Below are 24,695 nucleotides of genomic sequence, written 5' to 3'. Positions count from 1 at the left end.
TGCGACGTGTCCGCAGGAGGACGCGCTGAGGGAAGTGGTCCTGGGGATGAATGACGTGATGAAGGTCGTGGTCGCCGGAACCTCATTCGGGCGGATCTATCTCGATGCGGTCCGCTCCGACCCGGATCTGGCACTGGCCGGCATCCTGGGCCGGGGGAGCCGCACGACTCGCGCCTTGGCCGAGCAGCACGGCGTCCCGATGCTGACATCGGTCGCCGATGTCGGCGACGACGTCGATATGGCGTGCGTCGTGATCGGCTCGGCCGTCAACGGGGGCCCCGGGGCGGAGATCGCTCAGGCCTTCCTGCGACGGGGGATCCACGTGCTGCAGGAGCATCCGCTGCATCCCGCAGAGATCGTCGAGTGCCTGCGAGCCGCGCGGCAGGGCGGCGCCGTGCACCATGTGAGCACGCTCTACCCCGACGTCGAGCCCGTGCGCTGCTTCCTGGCCGCGGCGCAGCGCCTGCGGGAGCAGCAGCCGGTGCTGTTCGTCGACGCGGCGTGCAGCAGTCAGGTCCTGTATCCGCTGCTCGACATGATCGGTCGCGCGCTGGGCGGTGTACGGCCGTGGGCCTTCGCAGAACCGACGGCGGCTGATGCGGCGGTGACCCGCGCCTGCCGGAGCGAGCAGCCCTTCCAATCGGTGCAGGCGGCGATCGCCGGCGTGCCGGTCGCCCTGCGGGTGCAGAACCAGATCAACCCGGCCGACCGCGACAACTACGCGCTGCTGCTGCACCGGCTCGCGCTCGGCTTCGAGGGCGGGGTGCTGACTCTGGCCGACAGCCACGGTCCGGTGCTGTGGAACCCCCGGATGTATGCGCCCCGCGACGAGGAGGGGCGTCTGGTGCTGGACGGGCCTGCGAACCCGCGGCTGGACGTCGCCAGCACGAGACTGCTGGGCGACTGGCGCACCCGGACCTACCGGGAGGTCTTCACACGGGTGTGGCCGGACGCCGTCGGCACGGCGCTGCGGAGGCTGCGCGAGGAGATCTCCGCAGAGCCCTCCCAGCGCACGACGGCGCAGTGGGGCCTGGCGGTGTCCCGAGTCTGGGCCGACCTCACGGCACGACTGGGGCCCCCTCGGCTCATCGACTCCGCGGCGCCGCAGCCGGTCAGCCCGATCTGACCCGCACCTCACAGCTCGCCCTCCTCCATGTCCTCCTCCTGGGGAAGGGTCATCGCCTGCGCGCATCCGGCCACTGTCGGGGCGGCGAAGAACTCTCTCAGCGACAGGCTCGCCCCCAGGCGGCGCTCAGCCAGATCGGCCAGCCTGGTCGCCGCCAGCGAGTCCCCGCCGAGCACGAAGAAGTTGGCGGCCCGATCAGCCACCTCAACGCCGAGGAGCTCGCTCCACAGGTCGGACACTGCGCGCTCGACGCCGGGACGCGGGCGACCCGGCTCGACCCGGGGCTCTGCCGCGGTCGTGCGGCCGCTCGGCCCCGCACCGGCGACCGGGCGGGCGATGTCCAGGGGCCGCGACCAGTCGTCGTCGGCAGTCGCCGCCACGCGCGCGGTGAACGCGGCGAACATCTCATCGAGCACGGCCGGGTCGAACAGCTGCTCGACCGCGTCCCAGCGCATCAGCAGCCGGCCGTCGGCCTCCCCGACCTGGCAGTCGATCCAGACCTGCGGAGTCTGGGAGATCCCCCAGGTCTCGACGGCGAACGGCGCCGCGGCCGGCCCGGAGGCGCCGACGCCGAGCATGCTGGTGAAGACCACCGGCATGGCGGTCGCCGCCCCGGCGCTCCGGCGGGCCAGCTCCCTGAGCGCCCACACCGCCGGGACCTCGCTGTGGTCGAGCCCCTCGGCGACGTCCTCCTGCAGGGCGGTCGCGGACGCCCGCCTGTCCGGCCCGCTGTGGTAGGCGGCCAGGAGCAGGGAGGTGAAGTCGCCGAGGACGCGATCGATATGCGGGTGCACCTCGCGCCGGTCGAACAGCGTCATGGTCAGCGTCAGGTCGGGCCGGCCGCTCCAGGCCGCGAGGACCTCGCAGTACGCGGCGGCCAGCGCCACGGACGGGGTGATCCGGCTGCGTCGGGCCGCCTCCCGCAGCCCGCCCCAGGTGCCGGCGTCGAACTCCGCCTCGCGGCGGACGAAATGCGGTTTGCCGATGTCGGCCGGGTCCGCTGCGAGCGGCAGCCGGGGGGCCGGCGGCAGCTGCGGCAGTCGGGCGCTCCAGTACCGGCGGGCTCCCTCGAGCTGCGGCGGCGTGGGCCGCATCGCCGTGACGTAGTCCCGGAAGGTGATCCCGATGGGCGGAAGCGCAGCCTCCGGGTCCGAGTACAGGACGTCCAGCTCCGCACGAAGAGTCATCAGACTCAGCGCGTCCAGCAGCACATTGTCGAAGCTGAGACCGATCCGGGTCCCGTCGTCGGTCGGACACGCCCGGACGTCGAACAGCGGCCACCGCGTCGGGTCGAGGACCTGGTCCGCCATCTGCTCCCGCAGCTGCTCGGGGCTCTCGAGCCTCCTGATCTTGAACCGCGGCACCTTTGGAAGCACCCTCTGCATGCCGTCCTCCGTGAAGACGGTTCGCAGCGTGTCGTGACGGGCGATCAGCCGGTTCCAGGCCGTGGTGAGCCGGTCCAGGTCGATGTCGTCCCCGTCGAGCTCGGTGTAGAAGTGGCAGCCGACCCCGCCGAGGGTGAAGCGGTCGGAGCGTCCTACCAGGTAGGCGCGCTGCACCTCGGTCGGGGGGAAGGGCTCGTAGCGCTCCTCGGGGCGGGAGGTCACCGCCATTGCCCCGGCGTGCTCCGCAGCGCCGTCGCCCGGGGTCAGCAGGGCCGCGAACTCCGACAGCTCCGGACTGCCGAACAGCCCGCTCAGGGTGGCGCCGGTGTAGTGACGACGACGCAGCTCGGCGATGAGCCTGGTGGCGATGAGCGAGTCCCCGCCCAGGCCGAAGAAGTCGTCGCCGCGCAGCACGGTCGGGGTGTCGAGCAGCGTCGCCCACAGGTCGGCGACCTCGGCCTCGACCGGTCCCCGAGGGGGCAGGCGCGCGGGCTCCGCCGCGTGGCCCTCCGCCCGCCGGCGCAGCGCAGCGCGGTCGATCTTGCCGTTGCGGGTCAACGGCATCTCGTCGACCGGCACGATCACCGCCGGTATCGCGTACGGGGCGAGCCGCCGGCTCAGGTGCTCCTTCACGCGGCCCGGCTCTGCCGACGCGGGAGCGATGAATCCGACCAGTCGCCGATTCGTGCGGGTACCGGGCGCCACCACGACCGCCTGGTGCACCTGCGGCGCCGACTCCAGCGCGGCCTCGATCTCGCCCAGCTCGATGCGATGGCCGCGTATCTTGACCTGGGTGTCGACTCGTCCCAAGAACTCCAGCGTGCCGTCGGGCCAGTAGCGGCCCCGGTCGCCGGTCCGGTACCACCGGTCCGCACCGGTGCGGACGAAGCGGTCCGCGGTCAGCTCCTCGTCGCCGCGATAGCCGACGGCGACTCCCGCACCGCCGATCCACAGCTCGCCGGCGACCCAGTCCGGACAGTCCTCGCCCGTGTCGTTGACCACGCGGAACCGCTGGCCGCGCAGCGGCCGCCCGTAGGGGATCGCCGGCCAGCCCGGCTGCACCCGGTCCCCCGGGAAGAAGTTCGACCAGATCGCCGCCTCCGTGGCGCCGCCGAGCACCTGAAGTCTGCAGCGATCATCCGAGGCCGCGCGGAGCCGGGCGGGCAGGTCGACGGCCGCCCAGTCCCCGGAGACCAGCGCGAGTCGCAGGTCCTCCGGCAGGGGCCGCTGTTGGCAGGCCGCCAGCAGCATCTCCAGCAGCATCGGCACCGAGTTCCACACGGTCACCCGATGCCGGTCGCAGAGCCGAGCCCAGGCCTGAGCGTCCCTGACGTCCTCCTCGGAGACCACGGCCAGCGAGCCGCCGCAGCCGAGCATGCCGAAGACGTCGAACACCGAGAGGTCGAACTCCAGCGCGGACACCGCCAGTACGCGATCCGCGCACCCCACGCCCCAGCGCTGCACGACGTCGTCAATAGTGTTCCAGGCGGCCCGGTGCGACACCTCCACGCCCTTCGGCTCACCGGTCGAACCGGAGGTGAAGATCACATAGGCGACTGCAGCCGGATCGCACTCGACCGGCTCGGGCAGGGGCTGCCCCGTCAGCGCCTCGGCGGTTGTCAGCGCCGACTCGTGATCGAGCAGGCCGGTCCGGCTCTCAGCGCAGGTGATGAGGGTCTGCGCGCGCTCCAGCACCAGGGAGCGGCGGTGCGGCGGCTGATCCAGCCCGACCGGGACGTACGCCCCGCCGATCGCAAGGACTCCGAGGACCGCGGCGATCCGCGCCGCGCCGCGCGGCATGGTGATTGCGACCGCATCGCCCGGCCGGACTCCCCGACGGCGCAGCGCCGCGCCGATCCTGAGCGCCTGGTCGGCGAGGTCCCCGTAGCTCAGCTCGCGCTCCCCGCAGATCACCGCAGTGCGGTCCGGATCCGTCCGAGCGTGCTCGAAGAACGCCCGATGCAGCAGTCCGCCGGCGGCGGGCTCCCCGGTCGCATTGGCGGCCGCACGGACCCGCTGCTGCCCGCCGGGGAGCTCGATAATGACCGGCTGCCCCCAGTCCGAGTCCGGCAGCCGATTGAGCAGCGCCACATAACTGTCGAAGATCCCATCCAGGACACCGGGCGGGAACAGCTCCTCCACCGCGTCCAGTGCGAGATGCAGGCCATCGGGGTACTCGTTGATCTGATGGTCGAGCCACACCTGGGGCGTCTGGGTGATCATGAACCCCGGCTTGCCGAATGCCTGCCGAACGGAGTCGGTGATCAGCTCGTTGCCGAGGTTGCATGCGAAGACCGCCGCCCCGCTGCCGGCCTCGCCGTACCGGCTGAGGTCCCGCAGCACCTCCACGCCCGAGTATGCGGTGTGCTCAGCGGCGTCGCGGAAGCTGCGCTGCAGGCCCCGCGCCCGGTCGCCGAATCCGGCGGTCTCCGTCAGGTCCACGGGGAGCAGCAGCAGGTCGGTGAAGTCCGCGACCAGGCGGGCGACGTCGGGGTGCAGCGACTCGTCTCGCGCGAATACGGGAAGATTGAGCACAAATCGCCGCTGCGAGCTCCACCGGCCGAGCGCCTCGCCGTACGCGGCCGCCAGCACCATCGCCGGAGTGACTCCGGCGGCCCGCGCCTTCCCGGTCACGGCGTCCCACGCCGAGCGCGGCAGCCACGACTCGCGGCGAACGAATCGGGGACGTCCCACCCGGGCCGGGTCGACGGCCAGCGGAAGCTGCGGAGGTCCGGGAAGATCCGCGGTCCGTTCCCGCCACCACTCATGATCCCGATCGCGATCGATGCGCAGGCGCTCCAGGTGCCGGCGCTGGTACTCGGCGAACGTGAGCCGCAGAGGGGCGAGCGGTTGGTCGGGTCTCAGGTAGAGGGCGGCCAGGTCGTCGAGCAGGATGCGCAGACCGACCACGTCAGCCGCCAGGAAATCGACCTCGACGTGGAGGCGCGAGCCTCCGTCCTCGAATCGGCTCAGCTGAAGGTCGAAGAGCTCGCCGCGGGAGGCATCCAGGAGGCGGTGCGACAGACGCTCCCGCAGGCGGAGCGAGTCGTCCGGGCGCCCGATCCTGTGGACGGTGACGCCCGGCCAGGCATCCTGATCGCTGATCGACTGGGTGCCGTCGTCAAGGAAGCGGGCACGCAGCATCTCGTGCCGGGCCACCAGCGCCCGACCCGCCGCCTCAAGCCGCGCCGGATCAATGGTATCCGGGGTGTCGAGCTCCAGATAGGCGTGGCAGCCGACACCTCCGAGCACCTGATCGTCGCGCCGCCCGACCCAGTAGGCGTGCTGCACGGGCGTGAGCGGGAAGGGCGCTGCGAGACGGGCGGAGAAGTCGACGGGCGCCTCGGAAGCCGTCGTGCAGCCGCCGCTGCGCTGAATGCGATCGGGGCGGGCCGACGACGGTCCGCCCGGCCCGGGGCCGGCCGCCGCAGGACCGGAAGCGGCCGAGACCACCTCCCACCACTGCGCGAGCGTGGTGGCGGAGGCAAGGTCGGCGAAGCGCACCCGGCCGCCTCGGCGCCGCCACTGCGCGACGAGCCGCATGGCGCGCATCGAGTCCAGTCCGAGGCCGATCAGGTCGGCGTCATCAGAGATCGACTCGGCCGGCATCCCCAGCACTCTCGCCAGGTCGTCCCGCATCGTCTCCAGGGAGAGACGTCGAGACGCCTCGGTTGAGCTGGCACCAGTCATCAGGGATTCCTCGTCTCATGGGGCGTGCTTCGTGCTCGACCGAACCGGCACGACAGGTAAGGCAAACCTTATACAACTGGTTGCCTCATGTCACTTGTGTCTTCCGCGCGTCCGCCGCTGCGAGCCTCGCCTCGATGCCGGCGAGGATGATCTCGAGCTTGTCGTCCGCCCATGCGTCGGGGCCGGCCGAGAAGTGGGCGTCGAACGCTGCGCGCAGCCCGGCGTCGTGGGCGCCGTCGGGCCCATCGGGGGCCAGGGCCTGCGTGAACCCGCCCCACTGCTCGGTGTACTGGGCGATCCGGTCGCGCCGGATGCGGCTGTCCGCGGCGAAGTCGGCCACCATATCGGCCGCGACGAGCGCGAGCCGCCGGGGGAACCCGAAGACGACGAGGTTCTCGGTCATCTCCAGCGCGGCCCGGATGAGGCGCTCGGGCATGGGCCACACCTGGTTGTAGATCAGGTCCATCATCCCCGGATACCGGCCGCACGCGGTGTCGATGGCGGCCGCGACGTCACGGAGGTAGTCCTGCCAGCTGCCCCGCGGCTCGGGCCACTCGGTGGTCTCCATGAAGCGGTCCGCGACAGCGCGCAGAAGGCCGGAGCGACCGTCGACGTGACGGTACAGCGCCGGATGCTTGACTCCGAGGCGAGCCGCAAGGCTCTGAAATGTGAGGGCCTCGACACCGGACTCGGCGATGAGCCCGATGGCGGCATCGGCGACGATCTCCCGGTTGATCAGGTTGGGACGGCCCGGACGACGCCGTTCCGGAGTCGGTCTGTGCGCCACGGCCCGGCCCTACCCATTCGCACTCTCGGCGCCCTCGGCGATCTGCCAGCCCGCCGAGCTCACCTTGGCGCGCCAGAAGGCCTCGTAGCGTCCGCCTGCCCTCACCAGGGACTCGTGGTCACCGTCCTCGATAATGACCCCGTCGTCGAGGACGAGGATGCGGTCGGCGCCCGTAATGGTCTCGAGCCGGTGCGCGATCGCGATCACCGTGCGGCCCGTGGCCAGGGCGGCGAAGGCGTCCGCGAGGGCCGCCTCGGTCTCGGTGTCCACCGCGGCGGTGGCCTCGTCGAGCAGCACGATCGGCGCGTCCTTGAGCAGGGCGCGGGCGATGGAGACCCGCTGCCTCTCGCCGCCGGAGAGCCGGGCGCCGCCCTCGCCGACCGGCGTGTCCAGCCCGTCCGGAAGACGGTCCACGACCTCCTGGAGGCGGGCGGCGCGGATCGCCTCCGCGACCTCCTCGTCACTCGCCTCCGGGCGGCCCACGCGGACGTTGTCCAGGATCGAGCCCTCGAACAGGTAGACGTCCTGGAAGACCACCGCCACGCGCTCGATCACCTGCTCGGAGCCGAGCTCGCGGACGTCCACCCCGCCCAGGCGCACGCTGCCGCTGGTGGCGTCCCAGAACCTGGCGATCAGACGCAGGACGGTCGTCTTGCCCGATCCGCTTGGTCCCACCAGGGCGGTGAACGTCCCCGGCTCCAGCCGGAACGACACCCGGTGGAGGACGTCCCCCGCCCCGTAGCTGAAGCTGACCTCGTCGAGCCCCACCGACAGACCGGTTCTCGCCACGGGGACGGGGCTGGCCGGCTCGGGCAACGTCGGCGTGTCGAGGAGGGCGCGGATGCGCTCAAGGCTGTCCCCGACGGTGCGCATGGCGGTGGTGTACTCCGAGAGCTCCGCGAGCGGGCCGACGAACCTGACGCAGACGACGAGCAGCCCGACGGTCGCCGGGACCTGGAGGCGGCCGGTCAGGGAGAGGCCGACCGCGGTGACCAGCAGGAGCACCAGCCAGAGCTGCACGGCGACCGTGCTGATAAGCACGCCGGGGATGGTGCGCCAGAATATGCTCTCCGACGTCCGGTGGTGCCGGTTGAGGGACTCGTCCAGGGGCGGGTAGCTCCCGACGGTGCGCCCGGCCGCACGCAGGACGGGCTGCGCCAGCGCGAAGTCGACGACCTGCTCGTTGACCTCGGCGGTGCGCCGGTCCAGGACGGCGTCCAGCCGCGCGGTCCGCTTGGGGGCGAGCCACCCGATGAGCGCGGCGACCGGGAGGAAGGCGGCGCCGGCTGCGGCGACGCGCCAGTCCCACCAGAGCAGGCCGACGACCACGGTCAGCGGGGTGAGGACCGCCGAGACGATCGGCTGCAGGAGGTGCGCCGTCACCGAGCCGGCGTCCTCGGCACTCTTGCTGCTGAGCTGTGCCAGCTCTCCGGCGCGGGCATGGTCGAACCAGCCCAGCGGCAGGACGGAGGCGTGGTCGCCGATGCGGTGCTGCAGGCTGTGCATGAGCCCCAGGCTGATGCCGTACCCGGTGCGCGCCTGGAGGAAGTACAGCAGTGCGGCCGCGGCCGCGGCCGCGGCCAGGGCTCCCGCAGCGGACCACGCCGCGTGCATGTCGCCGCGCACGGCGGCGTCGACGACCGGGATGACGGTCAGGAAGGCGAGCCCCTGAGCGAGGGCGAAGGCGATGACCAGTGCGAGGAACGGGAGGAGGCGGACGCTTCCGCGGGCGACGTGCACAAGGTTGGCGAGCGTACGGATCATGCTGCGCTCCCCTCGACGTGACGGGCCTGCCACAGCCTGCGGTACACCCCGGCCTGTGCGAGCAGCTCCGCATGGGTGCCGACCTCGACGACCCTGCCCGCGTCGATGACCGCGATCTGGTCCGCCGTGGTGATCGACGCCAGCCGGTGGGCGATGACCAGCACGGTCCTGCCCTCGGCCGCGCGCGCGACCGCCCCCTGGAGACGGACCTCGTTCTCGGGGTCGGCGAAGGAGGTGGGCTCGTCGAGCACGAGGATGGGCGCGTCCTCGAGCAGGGCGCGGGCGATGGTGACGCGCTGCGCCTCCCCGCCGGAGAACCTCGCATCGACCCCGACGACGGAGTCGTACCCCCGGGGCAGGGCGGCGATACGGTCATGGATGCCCGCGGCCCTGGCCGCGGCCATGACCTCGTCGTCGTCGGCACCGGGCCGGGCGAGGCGGATATTGTCGCGCACGCTCATGGGCACGAGGCGGGTGCCCTGGAAGACGAACGCGACGCTCCTGTACAGGGCCGCGGCCTCCAGGTCGCGGACGTCCTGCCCGCCCACCCGGACCGCGCCGTCCCGCACGTCCCAGAACCTGGGCACGAGGGCTGCCAGGGTCGACTTGCCCGCGCCCGAGCGGCCCACGAGCGCCGTCACCGTGCCCTCGGGAAGCCTCATGGCGACCTGGGACAGCGTGTCCGGCCCGTGCGGGTCGTAGGCGAAGCTGACGTCGTCGAGGACGACCTCTCCGCCCTCGGCCGCCGCCGGGGCATCCGGAACGGGCAGCACGGGGGTGGCCAGGAACTCGCCGATCCGCCCAGCGGCCTCGCGCGCAGCCCGCAGTCGCACGTCGTAGGAGTCCATCTGCGTGAGCGGGCCGGCCAGTCCGACCCCGAGCACCAGGCCCGCCACGAACCCGGTGAAGTCCACCCATCCCAGATGGAGGAGGAGTAGGCCCAGCAGCGCCATGGTCGCGAGCACGCTCGGAGCCGACACGATCGCCAGCCCCAGCGAGGACGCCCCGACCATCGGCACCATCAGCCTGCCGAAGAAGTCCGCGTAGTCGTCCACCGCCCGGCGGTAGTCCGCCGACGCGCGCCCGGCCTGCCCGAACGTCTTGACCACCGCGATCCCGTGCGCGAACTCCACCGTCGCGTTACTGACCCGCGCCTTGGCGTCGTCCCAGTCGCGGAACTGCGTGGCGGCCTTGCCCATCATGGAGCCGAACACGATGAGGAAGCCCGCCAGCGGCAGCAGAGCCACCAGGGCGAGCGGCCAGCTGTACAGGACGAGCGCGGCGAGCGCGGCGACCGCGGTGACGACTCCGACCACCATGTCGCCACCCGCGTGCGCCACCAGGGTGTGCAGCTCGTGCACGTCGTCGGTGACGAGCTTCTTGACCCGCCCCGAGGAGCGCCGGGAGGCCTCCCCGATCGGGATGCGCCCCAGGTGGGTGGTCAGTCGGACGCGAAGGTCACGGTTCAGGCGGGCGTCCGCGAGGTGCGTCAGCATCAGCCCGGCGCCGATGAGCGCCGTCCTGACCGCGATCCCGACCAGCGCCACCCACAGCCAGCGCCAGGTCTCGTCCGCCGGCGCCCGGTTCACCAGGGCGGTCGAGAGCTGCACGCTCGCGACCATCGGAACCAGGCCGGCGACGGCGCCCAGTCCTTGCAGCGTCATGCCGCTGACGACCAGCCCGCGCACGGGGCCGATCAGATCCCAGAACTTCACGGTACCTCCTTGGTCTGCGTCAGCAGCCGGCTGCTGCCGTGCGCGGTGTCCACGGCCTCGGCGTCCTTGGCCGGGTCCGGTCCGTCTGTCGTGTCTCCCCTGCTTCTGCCGAAGAACTCCCTGAGCCGGGCGGGCGGGTCCTCCGCCCCCTCGGGCGGCGGCTGGAGCGCTCCGCCGCGCAGCTCCTCGACCCGCGTGCAGACAAGGGCGAGGAACTCGGCGTCGTGACTGACGACCAGGACGGCCGTGCCCGCCTCGGCGGCGGTAAGGACCAGGTCGCTGATGGAGACCATGGACTCGCGGTCGAGCCCGCTGGTGGGCTCATCGAGTATGAGGACGCTCCGGGCGCTGCACAGCCCGCTGGCGAGTGCCGCCCGCTGCTTCTGCCCGCCGGAGAGCGAGAGCGGGTGGCGGTCGCGCAGCTCCAGCAGGTCGAGGCGCTCCAGGACCCTGTCGATGTCCGACTCCGAGGGGTGCCGCAGTCCTATGGCACACTCCTCGGCGAGGGTCTCCCCGAAGAGCTGGGAGTTCACGTCCTGCATGACGAGGAAGACCCTGCCCCTGAGGTCCCGTTGCCGAACAGGTCTCCCCTGGAGGGCGAACGCCCCGGCACCCGCCTTCTGCAGCCCGCACAGGGTGCGCACGAGCGTGGTCTTCCCCGCGCCGTTGTCCCCGATGAGCCCGACGACCTCCCCGGGGGCGAGCCGCAGGGAGACGTTATTGAGCACGGTGCGGTCGCGGAAGGACACCGTCAGGCCCGTCACCTCGATAGCGGGCGGCCTGCCGTCGAGGTCGGCGGGACGCGCTCTGCGCCGGGTCGCCTCTGCCAGGTTGAAGGCTCTCAGCCCCATTGCGTGCCGCCGCTGCGGGGACAGCGCCCTGAGCTCGTCCGCGGAGTAGCTGCCGGCCACCACCCCGGCGTCGAGCACGATGTAGCGGTCCGCCAGGTCGGAAAGATATCCGAGGCGGTGCTCGGAGACCAGCAGGGCCTTGCCCTGCGACCTCAGCCTGCGGAGCAGTCCCGTGAGACGGATGGTCGCCTGGTGGTCGAGGTTCGCCGAGGGCTCGTCCAGCACGAAGATCTCCGGCCCCAGGGCGTAGGCCCCGGCGATCGCCACCTGCTGCTTCTGCCCGCCGGACATCTCGAAGATGCTTCTGCCCGCGAGCTCCTGAATGTCCACCTCGGCGACGGTCTTCTCCACGCGGTCCCGGAGCGCGGGGTTGGGGACCCCGGCGTTCTCGAGCCCGAACGCGATCTCGCTGTCGGTGTCGAGGTTGAAGAACTGCGACTTGGGGTTCTGGAAGACCGATCCCACGAGGCGCGCGATCTCGTACCCCTCCAGGGACGAGACGTCGCGACCGCAGATCGTGACGCCGCCGCCGGACTCGTCCTGATCGTGCCTGGGCAGGAGCCCGTTGACGAGGTTGATCAGCGTGCTCTTCCCGCAGCCGCTGCGGCCGGTGACGACCACGAGCTCCCCGGCCCCGACCCTAAAGGAGACGTCCTTAAGCGCCCGGGCGGATGCGGCGGCGTAGCGGAATGAGACGTGCGAGAACTCGATCATCTGACCATCCCCCCTGCGCACAGGCCGACAAAAGCGAGAATCACGACGACGTCGGCCGCGCCGAACGCGAGGTCCACCAGGCAGGTCCTGGGAGCGGGATTGTCGATGCCCCGCACCAGCGCGGCGTCGGCGATCTCGTCCGCGATCACCGTGGCGCCGACCAGCATCGGGACATAGAGCCTCGTGGTGACGTCGACGGGATGGAGGAGGAGGGAGAGCGGCGTCGGGCTCAGGCCGCGGATCGCCATGGCGTCCCGCAGGTTCCTCCCCTGCTCCCGCATCGCCGGGAAGTAGCGGAAGACGACGGCGAACGGCGTGATCAGGACGCGCGGCATGCGCCACCGCGTCAGAGCCGCGACGAACTCGTTGACACGGGTGGTCTGGATAATGACCGCCCCGATGATACCGGCGGGGAACACCTTGCCGATGATCTGGAAGAACGTGACCACGAACAGCTGCGCTGCGGCCGGAAGGTACCTCTCCCCGAGAATCTGCGCACCCGCGACAAGAATATAGGCGACCGCGGCGATCAGCGCCGTCCTCGGCCTTCCGGAGACTGTCGCGAAGATGACGGCGGCGGCGACGAGGATATGGGCGTAGCCCGGGTGGACGGCAATCGTCAGCGCGAGATTGATGAGCACGAGAACGATCAGCTTGGTGCGCGGGTCGAGGCGCAGGCCCCACCGCCCCTGATTATCCCTACCCACTCGAGTCGTCGGCTCAGGCGACGATACCGGCGCGCGTGAAGTGGCGGGCGAGCATCCGCCGTCCCAGCAGCGTGCCGAGCCAGGCTGCGAGAAGAGTGCCCACCACGATCGCCACCAGGAGCCACTGGTTCGCCGCCGCGATCATCGTGTTCATGTAGGCGTCGTCGGTGCCCTTCCCGACGAGATAGGCGCGGTAGGACTGCTGATTGATCCAGACCATGACGTAGCTCGCGAGCGGGGCGAGGGCGAGCACCACGTAGCTGACCGTGTTCAGGCCCGGGCTCCGGAAGCGCCCGAGCGCGGCGACCTCTCCGGCGGCAACGCCCAGCACCAGCGCCGCGACCGCCCACAGCCAGAACATGCCCGTGACGAACAGCACCAGGCCGACTACTGCGCCGAGAATCGCGACCGCCCCGCGCCTGGGGACCTTCGCCACCAGCAGGAGGTACACGGGGGCGCAGAAGAACGCAGCCGAGACCGGCAGCGCATAGGTCAGCACCGGACTGAACGCGAACGGCATCCCCGCAATGAACATGACCACGATGTACAGCACGCTGTAGACGCCGAGAGTAATCAGGTCCCTCGTGCCCAGCCTTGTCGACGCAGCAGACTCCCGAGGCGACGAACCGCCATGCGGATTCTCGCGAACATCCTCATTACGCGTCTCCGTACTCACGCTACGACTCCTTTTAGAATGTGCGGCGCACACGCCGGCATCACATAGTTACAATGTGTAACTAAATGGTAGCCGACCGCGCCCGCACCGTCAAGGCCTCTCAAACGCCGGACACCCCGCGGGGCCCGGAACGCGACGCCCGACCCGCGAAAGACGGAACCGCAGGAAACGATCGATACCGGTTATAATTTTTTCAGCGCGGATAACGACAGGGAGTCGTAAAATTGCGGTCCAGGCTGCGCGCGACAGGTCGCGCGCCGGCACAAGGCGGATAGGGCGGATGAGGAGATCATGGGCGCCGGTACGATGACGGGCGGGTTCAGGGAGCTGCTGCCCACGGCGGTGGAGGTCGAGCAGACGCCGCATGACGCGCCGGCAGGCGCCCTCTTCCCCGAGGAGAGCGCCGTCGTCGCGAAGGCCGTGCCCAGACGCCGCGCCGAATTCGCCGCCGTCCGCGACTGCGCCCGTCGGGCTCTGCGCCGCCTCGGACAGCCGCCGGCCCCGATCCTCCCGGGCCCCGACCGGGAACCGCGATGGCCCGCGGGGGTGGTCGGAAGCCTCACCCACTGCGAAGGCTGCCGGGCCGCGGCCGTCGCCCGCAGGAGCGACATCCTGGCCCTGGGCATCGATGCGGAGCCCAATGAGCCGCTGCCGGAGGGCGTGGCCGAGATGGTCGCCGTCGCCGCCGAACCGCGCCGGATCGCCCGCCTGGCCGGCGCCCAGCCGGATGTCGCGTGGGACCGCCTGCTGTTCAGCGCGAAGGAGAGCATCTACAAGGCCTGGTTCCCGCTCACCCGGACCTGGCTCGACTTCACCGACTGCGAGCTGACCGTCCGCTCAGACGACGGCACCTTCACGGGGCGGCTGCTCGTAGTCGGACACCATGCCGGCGGTCGCACAATCGAACGGCTCAACGGGCGGTGGACGGTTCACGGCCGGCACATCCTCACAGCCGTGTGGGAGCCGGCGGCAGGGCCGGCGGGGCCGCAGCGTGCCGGGGCCTTCGCGCCCGGAAGCGCTCTCTCACCGCGGAGATGAACCGATCTCGACGGGCATGACACGGGCCCGCCCCCACCGTCGGGCGGAGCGGGCCCGTTGCGCGTGGTGGAGCTAGGGGGATTCGAACCCCCGACCTTCTCATTGCGAACGAGACGCGCTACCAACTGCGCCATAGCCCCGGGTGCGGGACGATCGTAGCACCGCGGCCGCCGCCGCCCGCAACTCAGCGCTCCGTGACCCGCGCCACCGCCGTCCAGCCCGAGCCAGGGCGTACAGCCCCGGCTCAGGCTCCGGCCGCGCGGCGCTTCTCCAGGACCGCGTCCAGGTCGATGGGGTGGAACTCGATCTCCTCCTTCTCCACGCCCTCGGTCGGCAGCGTCCGCAGGCTGCTCGGCCGCGCCGGCACCGGCGCGGACGGGTAGGACTCCTCCTCCAGCTCCTCCAGGGCGCGCCGAGGCGCGCGGGCCGCGAGCGTGTAGGTGGGGGCGGGCACGTGAACCGGGTGCCAGCCCTGCGGCGGGGTCGCGGGCGCGGCCTCCCGCACGGCCTCGCGCGCTGTGGAGGCCGCCTGCCCCGCGCCGCCTGTCGTCGTCCTCCGCCTGCGCGCGGGCGTCGCGTCCCGCTCGGGGCCGGCCTGCCCGGACGCCGGCTCAGGCGCCGGCTCGGAGGGCCCGTCGTCGGCCTCCAGCTCGGTGACCGGCCACGCGACGGCCCTGAGGGCCTGCTGGACCGCCGCCCCCTCGCCGCTGCGAGCCGCCGGACGCTCCGCCGGCTCGGCGGGCTCCTCGGCCGCGGGCCTCCGTCTCGTCCCGTCCGCCGACGGCGCCCCGGCGGCGGACGCGCCCGCACGCTCGGCCGTCCGCGCCGCCTCAGCGGCTGACGCCGCAGCCCCGCTCGTCTCGGCCGCCGAGCCCACCGGCTCCGCAGCCTCGCTCGCCGCGGGCGCCCGCCTCGCAGCGGGCGACGCCTTGCGCTTGGCGGCCGCCGCAGTCCTCCTGGCCGGCGCGGAGTCGGCCGGCTCATCGCCGGCGACCGGCTCCGCCGTCGTCCGCTCGGCGGCCGCGCGCGGCGAGGCCGCCCGCTCGTCCCTGCCCTTGTCCTTGGAGGCGATGGGGTGGACCGACGCCGGGGCGGCGGGCCGCTCCCCGGTGAGGTCGGTCAGCTCGTCCTCAAGCTCGGCGATCCGGCGCCGCTCGCGCCGGTCCAGCGCCGCCGAGGCGAGCGCGGCACGGCGCCCGGCCCCCAGCGACACCAGCAGGAGCACCCCCGGGACGGCGAGGCTCGGCCACGGCAGGGCCGTCAGGGAGCACACCACGACCAGGCCGAGCAGGACCCCCGTAATGGTGCAGGCGACGGCGGCGCGGTGGGAGGCGGCGACACGGCGGCGCTCGCGCGCCTCCTCATGGGCCTGACGCGCACGGATCAGCTCGCGCTCGGTGCGCAGCGCTCGCACATTCCTCACGGCGGGCCTGTTCATGGCCTTCACCTCCGGTCGACGTCGAAAGATCTGCGCGCGCCCGCCGCCGTCGCACTCCTCGTCGGACGCGTCCGAGGCGAGAGCGTCGCCCGTGGCCAGGACCCGCAGCTCTGAGGAGTAGCGGTCGTCGGCGTTGGACCGGCGCATCGCCTCCCGGCGCCCGACCAGAAACGGCAGAAGGTACGCGGAAAGAATCGCCACGAGCGCCACCAGCACCCAAACCTCGATTCCCACCCCTCAACCGTAGGCGGGCCGGGGCCGCCCCGGTAGCCAGAAACCCGGCGTGTTGGCGCAGGGCGATCGAAATCGCAATCCTAAACCACCTCCTGAGCCCCTTGAATACCAGAAGTCACATTCGCCCCAAGCGCCCCACGAATCCGGGGCCGCTCCCCATCTCCTCCGCGACGACCGCGAAGCTCAGGTGGTCCGCCCAGGCGCCATCGATATTCATCAGCCCCCGGCGCAGCCCCTCCTCGCGCAGCCCCAGGCGCCGGCACAGCGCCAGGCTCCGCGCATTCTCCGGGCGGACATTGATCTCGACCCGGTGCAGCCCGACCTCGGGACCCAGCAGGTGGTCCAGGACCATGGCCACGGACAGCGCCATGACGCCCTGCCCCTCCCAGCGCCCGCCGATCCAGTACCCCAGGGTCGCCGAGGAGAACGCCCCCCACTGGATGGGCGCGACCGGCACCTGGCCGGCGAGCACGCCATCGACCTCGACGACGAAGGGCATGGCCGCCCCTCGGCGCGCCAGCCGATTCTGCTGGCGCACGTACGCCGGGAAGGGCCGCAGCGTCTCGGGGCTGCCCGCGGGCAGGGTCGCCTCCCACGGCGTCAGCCGCGCGTCGTCGGCCAGGCGCAGCGCGCACCAGGCCCGCTCGTCGGCCCGCCGCACCGCCCGCAGCCTGACCGTCTCGGGCCCGCGGGCGAGCCCCCGCTCGGTGACCGCCGAGGCCGTCAGCGTCGCGGGCCAGGCGAAGCGCCGTCGTCGTCGCACCGCAGCGCGCACCCCGGCGCCCAGCGAACCCGGGAACCCCCGCACGGCTCAGGCGTCCAGCAGCAGGCAGTGCAGCGTGTCCCCGGCGACCACCGCGCCAGTCGTCTCGGGCACCACGGCGAGCGCGTTGGCCCGCGCCAGGCCGAGCAGACTGGTCGTGCCCGGCCGGGACGTCGGCGCGGCCGCGTAACCGCGCGAGGGCGAGCCGGTCAGGAGGACCGGGACGAGCTCGCGCCTGCCGGCCGGCGAGCGCCAGCCCGCCGAGATCGCCGCCGGCAGGGAGGAGCGGTGCAGGTCCCGCCGTCCCGCGAGCTGCCGCAGGACCGGGCGCACGAAGGCCTCGAAGGCGATCTGCGCGCTCACCGGGTCCCCCGGCAGGCAGAAGATCGGGGTGTCCTCGACCGTGCCCAGGCCCAGCTGCCGGCCCGGCGCCATGGCGACGGCGTCGAAGCGCACCGACCCCAGCGGGGACAGGACGTCCTTGACGGTGTCGCCCTGCCCGACCGACAGGCCGCCGGTGGTGATCAGGACGTCGGCCCGCACGAGCTGGTCCTCGATGGTCTCGGCCAGGGCGCCCAGCTCGTCGGGCACGGCGGCCACGCGGAAGGCCCGACCGCCGGCGTCGGTGACGGCCGAGGCCAGGGCGTGGCCGTTGGCGTCGAAGACCTCGCCCACGTCCCGCGACTGGCCCGGCTCGACCAGCTCGTCGCCGATCGAGACGATGACGACCCGCGGCGCGGGCACGACCTTGACCCGGTAGCGCCCGATGCCGGCCAGCAGGGCGATCTGGCGGGCGGAGACGCGCAGGCCCCGGGGCAGCACCGTCGTGCCGGACGCGACGTCGCCCGCCCGGCGCCGCACGTTCTGACCGGCGCCCGCGGCGGCGCGCACCCGCACCCGGGTGCGCCCGCGGTCGGTGAGCATCCAGGGCACGACGGCGTCGGCGCCCCTGGGCATGGGCGCCCCGGAGTCGATCAGGACGGCGGCCCCGGGCACTATCCGCGTGGGGCGCATGTCGCCCGCCCGGACGGCCTCCATGACCTCCAGCGTCACCGGCGCCGCCTCGGTGGCGGCGGCCAGGTCCGCGCTCATCACCGCGTAGCCGTCCAGCCCGGCCAGGTCGACGGCCGGCAGGTCGAGATCGGCGACGATGTCCTCGGCCAGCACGCAGCCGACGGCGTCGAGCAGGACGACGTCGAGCGGCGCGGCGGGCTTGGCGGTCTCGAGGCACGCGGCGAGGTGCTCGGCAACGGTGCGCATGGGGTTGGCTCCTCCGTGTCCCGCCCGAGCCTGGCGCCCCGGGCATGTCGTCCCCAGGCTACGCGCATGCACGGCCCGTCCCCGGGCAGGCCGGGCCGGGCGGCGCGGCGGCGGGGGGGATCGTGGTTGTCCCGCTCCCCCGGCCCGAGAAAAATGAGCCCATGACTATTGACCCCGCCGAGCCCGCCGAGCCCGCCGCCCTGCCCGACACCGCCTCGCTGACGCCATCGGAGACGGAGGACGCCAAGGAGGAGCTGCGCGCGATCCTGCGCTCCCACCGGCGCTCCAGGCACCGTCGCTGCGAGCACGGGCACAACGCCGACTGCGAGGCCCTCACCGAGCACGCCCTGCAGGCCCTCGACGGCGCGAGCACGGTGGCCGCGTACGTCTCGGTCGGGTACGAGCCGTGCACCCGGCAGCTGCTCGACCGTCTTCTCGAGCGGGGCGTCTCCGTGCTCCTGCCGGTGCTCGGCCCGCACCTGGCGCGGTCGTGGGGGGACTTCCGCGGCGCGCGCGATCTCGCCGAGCGGGCGCCCGGGCGGCCCCCCGAGCCCAGCGGCGAGGCCCTGCCCGCCGAGGCGATCGCCCGGGCCGACGCCCTCGTCGTCCCGGCCCTGGCAGTGGACCGCGGCGGCCGCCGGCTCGGCCAGGGCGGGGGCTGGTACGACAGGATGCTCCCGCTGCGCCGCGACGGCGTCGGCGTCTTCGCCATGGTGTACGACGACGAGCTCGTCCCCGGGCCGCTGCCGACCGAGGAGCACGACGAGGTCGTGGACGCCGTCATCACCCCGTCCGCCTGGTTCCTGCTGGAGGGCTCGGCCTTCGCCGCCGGGAGCTGAGGCGCGAGGAGGCGCGAGGAGCCCGTCCCCCCGTTACCCCCTTCGTCGAGATCGGTTCACTTCCGCGCCGAGATCGGTTCGGGGCGTCGGGCGGCCACTCGCAGGGCTCCACAGGCCCGGTCCGCCTCCTCGGATCGCGGCGCTGTCCACAGGTTTCGGAACCACAGGTGCGCTTCCGGCCCGGAGGCCTCACCCTGAAGACATGTTCCGACGCAGCCGCTCCTCCCCCGACGCCCCCTCCCGCAGCGCACGCGCGTCCTCCCGCCCGAGAATCCGCCGACCATCGCTCGCCCTGTGGCGCCACCGCCACCTCGTGGTCGCCCTGTGCCTCGGCGCCGCCGCGGTGCTGGCCCTCAACGTGCTTCGCCCCGGACCGGAGCCCGGCCGGAAGGTGCTCGTCGCCGCGCGGCCCATCAGCGCGGGCGAGGTCATCGCGGCCGAGGACCTCGCCACCCGCGCGCTGCCACCGGATGCCCTTCCCGACGACGGCCTGGCGGGCCCCGAGGTCATCGGCTCGCGGGCGGCGATCAGGCTGGAGAAGGGCACGGTGGTGACCGTCTCGATGACGAGTGCGGCGCTCGCCGTCGGCCTGGGGGACGGCGAGCGGCTGGTCCAGGTCCCGGTGGAGGTCGGGGCGCAGCTGGCCGAACCTGGTGCGCACGTGGACGTCATCGGGGAGGTCGCGGTCCAGGGGACGGACGGCTCCGCTGGCACGGGCACGTTCCACGCGGGCCCGAGCACGGACGTTTTATGCCGTAATGCACGCGTGGTCCTATCGTCGACCGAAGGCGAGGACAGCAGATGGGCGGCGGGGAGGAAGGTCACACTTATAACTCTTGCCGTTCCCGCAGCAAACGCTAGCCTTATTGTTAGCGCGGCCACGAACGGCGCTCTTGGTGTCGTGCTGAGCCCCTGACTCTTGTTCGGTGCCACTGTGCCGCGGCGGCAGCCCATCCGGGCTGCCGGATTCTTATTTCCATCCTTCCGCGAGCGGCCGCACTGCGCCCTCGCCCAGCCAGGAAAGGTCCCCCATGCTCAAGGGATTCAAGGAGTTCATCTCGCAGGGCAACGCCCTGGAGCTCGCCGTCGCCGTCATTATCGGCAACGCCTTCAAGCCGATCGTCGACGCGATCACCAAGGTCATCCTGGACATCCTGGGGCAGATCATCGGCAAGCCGAACTTCGACTCCATCGGCCAGTTCAAGATCTTCGCGGACGGCAGCTACATCCAGCCGGGAACGATCCTGACTCAGGTGGTCAACTTCCTCCTGGTCGCCGTCGCCGTCTACTTCGCCATCGTCCTGCCGATGAACAAGCTCAAGGAGCGCATGACCAAGGCCGAGGAGGACAAGCCCGCCGAGCCGACCGACGTCGAGCTGCTCACCGAGATCCGCGACCTGCTCGCCAACAAGCCTCAGGCCTGATCGCAGCGACCGGCTCGCTCGCGCACCCGCTCTCATCCGCCGGTCTCGGCCCGCTTCCGGGCCGAGACCGGTTCACTTCCGCGCCGGGGCCGGTCCGAGGCGCCGCCGCCTTCTCAGAGGCCAACGACGCCGGGAACCCGCGCCGCAGGGCGGCCCGACTGCGCCGTCGTCGACGCCCGCACGCCCGAGAGGGCGCACCGGCGGGAGGCGGTGCCCATCGGGGCGGTGCCAGCGGGTCGGGCTGCCGGGCACCGCGGTCGAGGAGCAGACCGACGACCGCGAGCCCCAAGGTACGAGCCGAAGGTTGCAGCCTTCCGTACCCCGCGGGACCTCGCAGCCGACCGAGCGGCCGCCCCAGCACCGCCATCATCTGAGAGGCGATTGCGAGCCGGGGCCTCCCGAACCGATCTCGACGCGGAACTCGACCGATCTCGATAAAGGGGCGAGCGCCGGTCGTCCAGGCCGGCCTCCGCCGGTCACCACTGGCGGTTGCCCTTGGGGCCCCCCGTGCTGTCGCCGTTGGCCCGGCCATTGCGGTCCTTGAGCTTCTCGCGCTGCGAATCGCCCGGCGAGGGGCTGGGCGTTGCCGGCGACGTCGTCTCGCTGACGGGGGTCGGCGTCTCACCCGGGCTCGCGGAGGCCGAGCTGGAGGGGCCGCTCGACGGGTCGTCGGAGGGCTTGCCGGACGGGCCGCTGGAAGGCTCGCCCGACGGGTCACTCGACGGGTCGCTCGTCGGGTCCGGGCTCGGCGTGGGCGAGGAGTCCGGCGGCGGCGGGACCTCGCACTCCCCGGCGGCGGCTGTCGCCTGATCCTGGGCGGCCTTCGCCCCGGCCTCGTCACCCGCCTCGGCGGCGCCGCTCGCACGTGAGAGGTAGGCGATGTACAGGTTGACGCGCACAAGGCACTCGGGCGCCCTGGGATCGCGGACCTGCGTCTCCGTCCCGTCCGGGAGCTGGACGGCGACCATGCCCGCCGCGGGCGCGGTCGTGAGCGCCTCCTCCAGCTCGGTGATGGAGCCGTCGACATCGTTGTTCAGCAGACGGGCCGTTCCCAGGTTGTAGTGGACCCGCCACTTGTCCAGCCAGGGATCGGCCCTCGCCACCGTCTCGTAGCGGCTCACCGCGGTGGGGTAGTCCCCGGCGATCGCCGCCCGGTTGGCCGCCAGCGTCATGAGGAAGACGAAGCCCATCCAGACCGACACCACCGTCACGACCGCCGCCGGCGCGCCGCCCCAGGCCAGAAGGCGCCGACGACGGCGGAGCCGGGCCGCCCTGCGACGCGGGTCCTCGGCCCCGTCGGGATCCGAGGAGACGATGGGCGAGCCCGTCCCGATCTCGCCGCCCCTGCCCTCGGGCGCAGAGGGGACCTGCGGCGCGCTCATCGCGGTCCTCCCGTCGGTGCGCCCGGTCCGGCGGCCCGGCCGCCCGGGTAGCCGGGCGGCGCGACGGCGCCCGGCACAGGAGCGCCGGGCACGGGGCCGCCCGGCGCGGCCGCCACGGGCACGACGCCCGTCACCGGGACGGCCCGCACCATGGCGCCTGGACCGGCCGGTACGGCGACGGCCCGGCCGCCGGCGCGCCCGGCCGGCGGGCCTCCCGGCGCAGGACCGCCCGGACCCGCGTCTCCCGGCGCAGCGTCGTCGCCCTCCACGGAGCGGGTCAGGTGCGCAGCGGCCTGGTCGGCGCGCCCCAGCTCCACCATCTCCAGGATCAGCAGCATGGCGGCGACGATCCCGAGGGGCCAGATGAAGTAGGTGTGCCTGTGCGAGCGCTCCCGGCCGTCTGAGAACACCTCGGTCACATTGACGCTGGTGAAGTCCCGCGTCGGCACGTCGTCGCTGCCGCCCGTGCGCTGGAAGTAGGGCACGCCCAGGCCGGAGGCCACGTTCTGGAGCTCGGAGGTGTCGGGCTTGGAGACGGCGGGCTGACCGGTGTCCGGATCCGTGATGTACGTCGGCTCCGCACTGGGATCGGGGGTCTGCCCGACCTCGAACTCGCGCATCTGGCCGCCGTCGAGCGTCCCGTATCCGAGAACGGCGCCGCCGTCGACCATTGAGCCCACCTGGCTCCACGACAGCCCGGCCGCGCCGGCATCCGAGGCGGCGGCGCCGTCGTCGGTGGGCTCCCCGTCGGACAGGACGTAGACGAGCCTGGCCGCCTCGGGGGAGTTCTCGGAGCTGGCGCGCAGGTCCTGGGAGAGCTGCGGCAGAGCCCGCTCCAGGGAGGACCCGCTGGAGCGTGCCGTCTGCTCCTGCTGCAGGGAGTTGATCCACGAGGTCACGGCGTCAATGTCGGAGGTCAGCGGGAGCTCGCGCGCGGCGGCCGTGTCCAGGGCGATAATGGAGAAGCGGGCGGACGCGAAGGCGTCCCGGATGGCCATCAGGTCCTGCCGCACGCCGTCGAGCCTCGTGCCCCCGCCGTTGTCGGGGCCGCCGGCCCAGTCCTCGGCCGCCATCGAGCCGGTGCGGTCCACGACGAGGTAGACCTCGATATTCGACGTCGAGCGCGTCTGGGTGACGGGCACGCTGGGTCCGGCCATGATCAGGACCGTCACGACCGCCAGCGCCACGCGCCTGCCCCAGGTCCACTTCGAACCGGGATCGGCGTCGGGGCGCAGGAGCCAGCGCGCCGACCACGCCAGCGCCGCCGCCAGGAGCACGGCCACGACGGCGACCAGGAGCCACCCCCCGCTGTTGAACATCGGCTCGAAGCTCATGCGCGCCTCCAGGCGGTCAGGACCAGCAGCACGGCGACGGCCACGACGAGATACGCCGCCGGGGTCTGGGGCACGTCGGTGACCCGCACCTCGGTGTCGCCTTCGAGCACGGTGGCCTGGTCGGACTCCAGCTCCTTGACGATCCCCTCGACGGCATCGGGGTCATCGACCTCGTAGAAGAAGCCGCTGTGGTTCTCGGTCACGGATCTCAGGTTGTCGCGCGCCTGCTGCAAGGTCATCCCGGTCAGGGACGGGTCCACGGTGCTGGGATCGGAGCCGAACAGGGAGAACAGGCGGATGTCCTCCTGGGAGGCCAGGTCGGCGGCCTCGTTCAGGGAGTAGATCTGCTGGTTCAGCGGGTCGACGACCTGGTTGTCGCTGGCCAGCACGATCGAGCGCGAGCGGTCCTCCACCTTGTTGTTGTCGAAGGCGAGGCTGCACGAGGCGAGCCCGTCGCCGATGAGGGAGGAGGCCCGGACGCCCTGCGGCATCGTGCCGCTGAAGGTCGTGATGTACTTGTCCGACATCGGGTTGAGATGGCTGGGCCGGAAGTCGAGGGCGTCGGCCGCCTCCTCGAACTGTGAGCGCAGCAGGTCGTAGTCGTCGGTGAGCGGCACCATCGTCTGAGCGGTCGTGTTCCAGGCGACCAGCGCCACGCGCTCGCCCTCGAAGGTGTCCAGCAGCTTGCCGAAGGTGTCGAGGATCTCGACGTCGGCCGAGAGCATCGAGGTGGACACGTCCAGGCACAGCACGATGTCGCGGCTGGCCAGGGCCCTGCTGCGCACGGCGCGGTCCACCGGCCGCCCCGCCACCAGCGAGGCGGCGACCAGGCCGACAACCGCCAGGACGGCCAGGAGGGCGTGCAGGAACCGGCGTCGGCGCACCCGGGCCCGCACGAGCGGGCTGGCCAGGAGCACCGCGGAGTTGGCCACGCGCCTGGGCCCGTCCTTGCCCCGGCCGTCCGGCGGCCACGATATCCTGCCCGTGGCGGCGAGCACGCCGACCAGCAGGCCGAGACCGATCAGGACCCACGCCAGCCAGGTCATCACCATCGGGTCACTACCTCCCTCGCCTCGCTTACGGCCTCCTCGGCCGCGGCCTCGGGGTCGCGGTCGAAGGAGGGTTGCTCCCACACCGCCAGCAGCTCGCCGACGTGCCCCAGCGGGTTGGTGTCGAGCGGGCGCCGGTGACGGCGCACGAGCCTGAGCCGGTCCTCGATGTCGCGCGGGCCGGCCGTGTCGGACATGTCCAGGATCTCGCGCACCGTCGCGGTCGTGATGTCCTCGCCGCTGCGGGCGGCCGCGAAGCCGCGCAGGATCGACGCGAGCTCGAGGTGCAGGCCGCGCAGGTCGATCTCGCCGGAGGCGAAGCGCGCCTTGGCGGACTCGACGCGGTCGCCCCACCGGCCGCGCTCGGCAGGCGCCATGGGGATGTCGCCCACCTCCCGGCTGAGGTCGCGGCGGGTGACGAGCAGGGACCGCAGCAGCCAGGCCGCGACCAGGACCAGGCCGACGACGGCGACGATGATCATCCACACCGGCATGAGCACCGGGCTGTTGATCTGCACG

At 72.5% G+C, this 24,695-nt stretch carries 19 protein-coding genes and 1 tRNA gene; 5 read left to right on the top strand and 15 right to left on the bottom strand.

The genetic code is table 11. From position 1 onward, the window contains the following. Positions 1-46: 46 nt before the first annotated feature. Positions 47-1,126, top strand: coding sequence for a Gfo/Idh/MocA family oxidoreductase (locus tag AIF0345_RS02610; RefSeq protein WP_285297051.1), 1,080 nt, complete (start codon positions 47-49; stop codon positions 1,124-1,126). Positions 1,127-1,134: 8 nt separating this feature from the next. On the opposite strand, the gene AIF0345_RS02605 is transcribed toward AIF0345_RS02610, so the two are convergent. The 7 genes from AIF0345_RS02605 to AIF0345_RS02575 form a co-directional block, all read right to left on the bottom strand. Continuing rightward, positions 1,135-6,201 (bottom strand): non-ribosomal peptide synthetase, encoded by a 5,067-nt coding sequence (locus AIF0345_RS02605; RefSeq protein ID WP_285297050.1) that lies wholly within the window; start codon positions 6,199-6,201, stop codon positions 1,135-1,137. A gap of 85 nt (positions 6,202-6,286) precedes the next feature. Next, a complete protein-coding gene (locus tag AIF0345_RS02600) occupies positions 6,287-6,988 on the bottom strand; it encodes a TetR family transcriptional regulator (protein WP_052374932.1) in 702 nt (233 codons plus the stop codon). A gap of 9 nt (positions 6,989-6,997) precedes the next feature. Further along, complete coding sequence (locus tag AIF0345_RS02595) at positions 6,998-8,752, bottom strand: ABC transporter ATP-binding protein (protein WP_268918472.1); 1,755 nt, start codon at positions 8,750-8,752, stop codon at positions 6,998-7,000. Then, positions 8,749-10,467 carry an ABC transporter ATP-binding protein gene (locus AIF0345_RS02590; RefSeq protein WP_285297049.1) on the bottom strand — a complete coding sequence of 573 codons (1,719 nt, stop codon included), beginning with the start codon at positions 10,465-10,467 and terminating at the stop codon, positions 8,749-8,751. Before AIF0345_RS02590 ends, AIF0345_RS02595 begins: the two co-directional genes overlap by 4 nt. Then, positions 10,464-12,032: an ABC transporter ATP-binding protein gene (locus AIF0345_RS02585; RefSeq protein WP_285297048.1), complete on the bottom strand. Its 1,569-nt coding sequence runs from the start codon at positions 12,030-12,032 to the stop codon at positions 10,464-10,466. Before AIF0345_RS02585 ends, AIF0345_RS02590 begins: the two co-directional genes overlap by 4 nt. After that, the gene (locus AIF0345_RS02580) at positions 12,029-12,739 is read right to left on the bottom strand and encodes an energy-coupling factor transporter transmembrane component T (protein ID WP_285297047.1); all 711 of its coding nucleotides are present in this window, start codon (positions 12,737-12,739) and stop codon (positions 12,029-12,031) included. The genes AIF0345_RS02585 and AIF0345_RS02580 overlap by 4 nt, the downstream gene beginning before the upstream one ends. A 13-nt stretch (positions 12,740-12,752) precedes the next feature. After that, entirely contained in the window at positions 12,753-13,415 is a 663-nt protein-coding gene (locus AIF0345_RS02575; protein ID WP_285297046.1) for an MptD family putative ECF transporter S component, read from the bottom strand. Positions 13,416-13,706: 291 nt separating this feature from the next. On the opposite strand from AIF0345_RS02575, the gene AIF0345_RS02570 reads away from it, so the two are divergent. After that, a complete protein-coding gene (locus AIF0345_RS02570) occupies positions 13,707-14,453 on the top strand; it encodes a 4'-phosphopantetheinyl transferase family protein (protein ID WP_285297045.1) in 747 nt (248 codons plus the stop codon). Positions 14,454-14,517: 64 nt separating this feature from the next. Here the strand turns inward: AIF0345_RS02570 and AIF0345_RS02565 are convergent. The 4 genes from AIF0345_RS02565 to AIF0345_RS02550 form a co-directional block, all read right to left on the bottom strand. Beyond that, positions 14,518-14,593 (bottom strand) — tRNA-Ala (locus AIF0345_RS02565). Between the two features lie 104 nt (positions 14,594-14,697). Continuing rightward, a complete protein-coding gene (locus AIF0345_RS02560) occupies positions 14,698-16,125 on the bottom strand; it encodes a hypothetical protein (protein WP_285297044.1) in 1,428 nt (475 codons plus the stop codon). Between the two features lie 115 nt (positions 16,126-16,240). Further along, entirely contained in the window at positions 16,241-16,933 is a 693-nt protein-coding gene (locus AIF0345_RS02555; protein ID WP_043562470.1) for a GNAT family N-acetyltransferase, read from the bottom strand. A 3-nt stretch (positions 16,934-16,936) separates the two neighbouring features. Then, the gene (locus AIF0345_RS02550) at positions 16,937-18,148 is read right to left on the bottom strand and encodes a molybdopterin molybdotransferase MoeA (protein ID WP_285297042.1); all 1,212 of its coding nucleotides are present in this window, start codon (positions 18,146-18,148) and stop codon (positions 16,937-16,939) included. Positions 18,149-18,309: 161 nt separating this feature from the next. Between AIF0345_RS02550 and AIF0345_RS02545 the strand changes: the two genes are divergently transcribed. The 3 genes from AIF0345_RS02545 to mscL all read left to right on the top strand — a co-directional run bounded on the left by AIF0345_RS02545 (position 18,310) and on the right by mscL (position 20,411). Next, on the top strand, positions 18,310-18,987 hold the full coding sequence (locus AIF0345_RS02545; RefSeq protein ID WP_273166056.1) for a 5-formyltetrahydrofolate cyclo-ligase: 678 nt from the start codon (positions 18,310-18,312) through the stop codon (positions 18,985-18,987). 202 nt (positions 18,988-19,189) lie between these two features. Continuing rightward, complete coding sequence (locus tag AIF0345_RS02540; protein WP_404975967.1) at positions 19,190-19,903, top strand: SAF domain-containing protein; 714 nt, start codon at positions 19,190-19,192, stop codon at positions 19,901-19,903. A 115-nt stretch (positions 19,904-20,018) separates the two neighbouring features. Then, positions 20,019-20,411, top strand: a complete 393-nt coding sequence (gene mscL / locus AIF0345_RS02535) for a large conductance mechanosensitive channel protein MscL (RefSeq protein WP_043562467.1) — start codon at positions 20,019-20,021, stop codon at positions 20,409-20,411. 476 nt (positions 20,412-20,887) lie between these two features. Here the strand turns inward: mscL and AIF0345_RS02530 are convergent, their stop codons facing one another. Genes AIF0345_RS02530 through AIF0345_RS02515 form a run of 4 tightly spaced genes read right to left on the bottom strand, consistent with a single transcriptional unit; the run spans position 20,888 to position 24,694 of the window. Further along, a complete protein-coding gene (locus AIF0345_RS02530; RefSeq protein ID WP_043562466.1) occupies positions 20,888-21,793 on the bottom strand; it encodes a tetratricopeptide repeat protein in 906 nt (301 codons plus the stop codon). Beyond that, a complete protein-coding gene (locus tag AIF0345_RS02525) occupies positions 21,790-23,127 on the bottom strand; it encodes a vWA domain-containing protein (protein WP_285297041.1) in 1,338 nt (445 codons plus the stop codon). The genes AIF0345_RS02530 and AIF0345_RS02525 overlap by 4 nt, the downstream gene beginning before the upstream one ends. Beyond that, the gene (locus AIF0345_RS02520; RefSeq protein WP_268918367.1) at positions 23,124-24,179 is read right to left on the bottom strand and encodes a VWA domain-containing protein; all 1,056 of its coding nucleotides are present in this window, start codon (positions 24,177-24,179) and stop codon (positions 23,124-23,126) included. The genes AIF0345_RS02525 and AIF0345_RS02520 overlap by 4 nt, the downstream gene beginning before the upstream one ends. After that, positions 24,173-24,694, bottom strand: coding sequence for an alpha-amylase (locus tag AIF0345_RS02515; protein ID WP_268918368.1), 522 nt, complete (start codon positions 24,692-24,694; stop codon positions 24,173-24,175). Before AIF0345_RS02515 ends, AIF0345_RS02520 begins: the two co-directional genes overlap by 7 nt. Position 24,695: the final 1 nt, after the last annotated feature.

Source organism: Actinomyces israelii, from assembly GCF_030253495.1.
GTDB lineage: Bacteria > Actinomycetota > Actinomycetes > Actinomycetales > Actinomycetaceae > Actinomyces > Actinomyces israelii.
The sequence above is the reverse complement of the archived record's forward strand: the minus strand, read 5'-3'. Positions and strand labels throughout refer to the sequence as shown.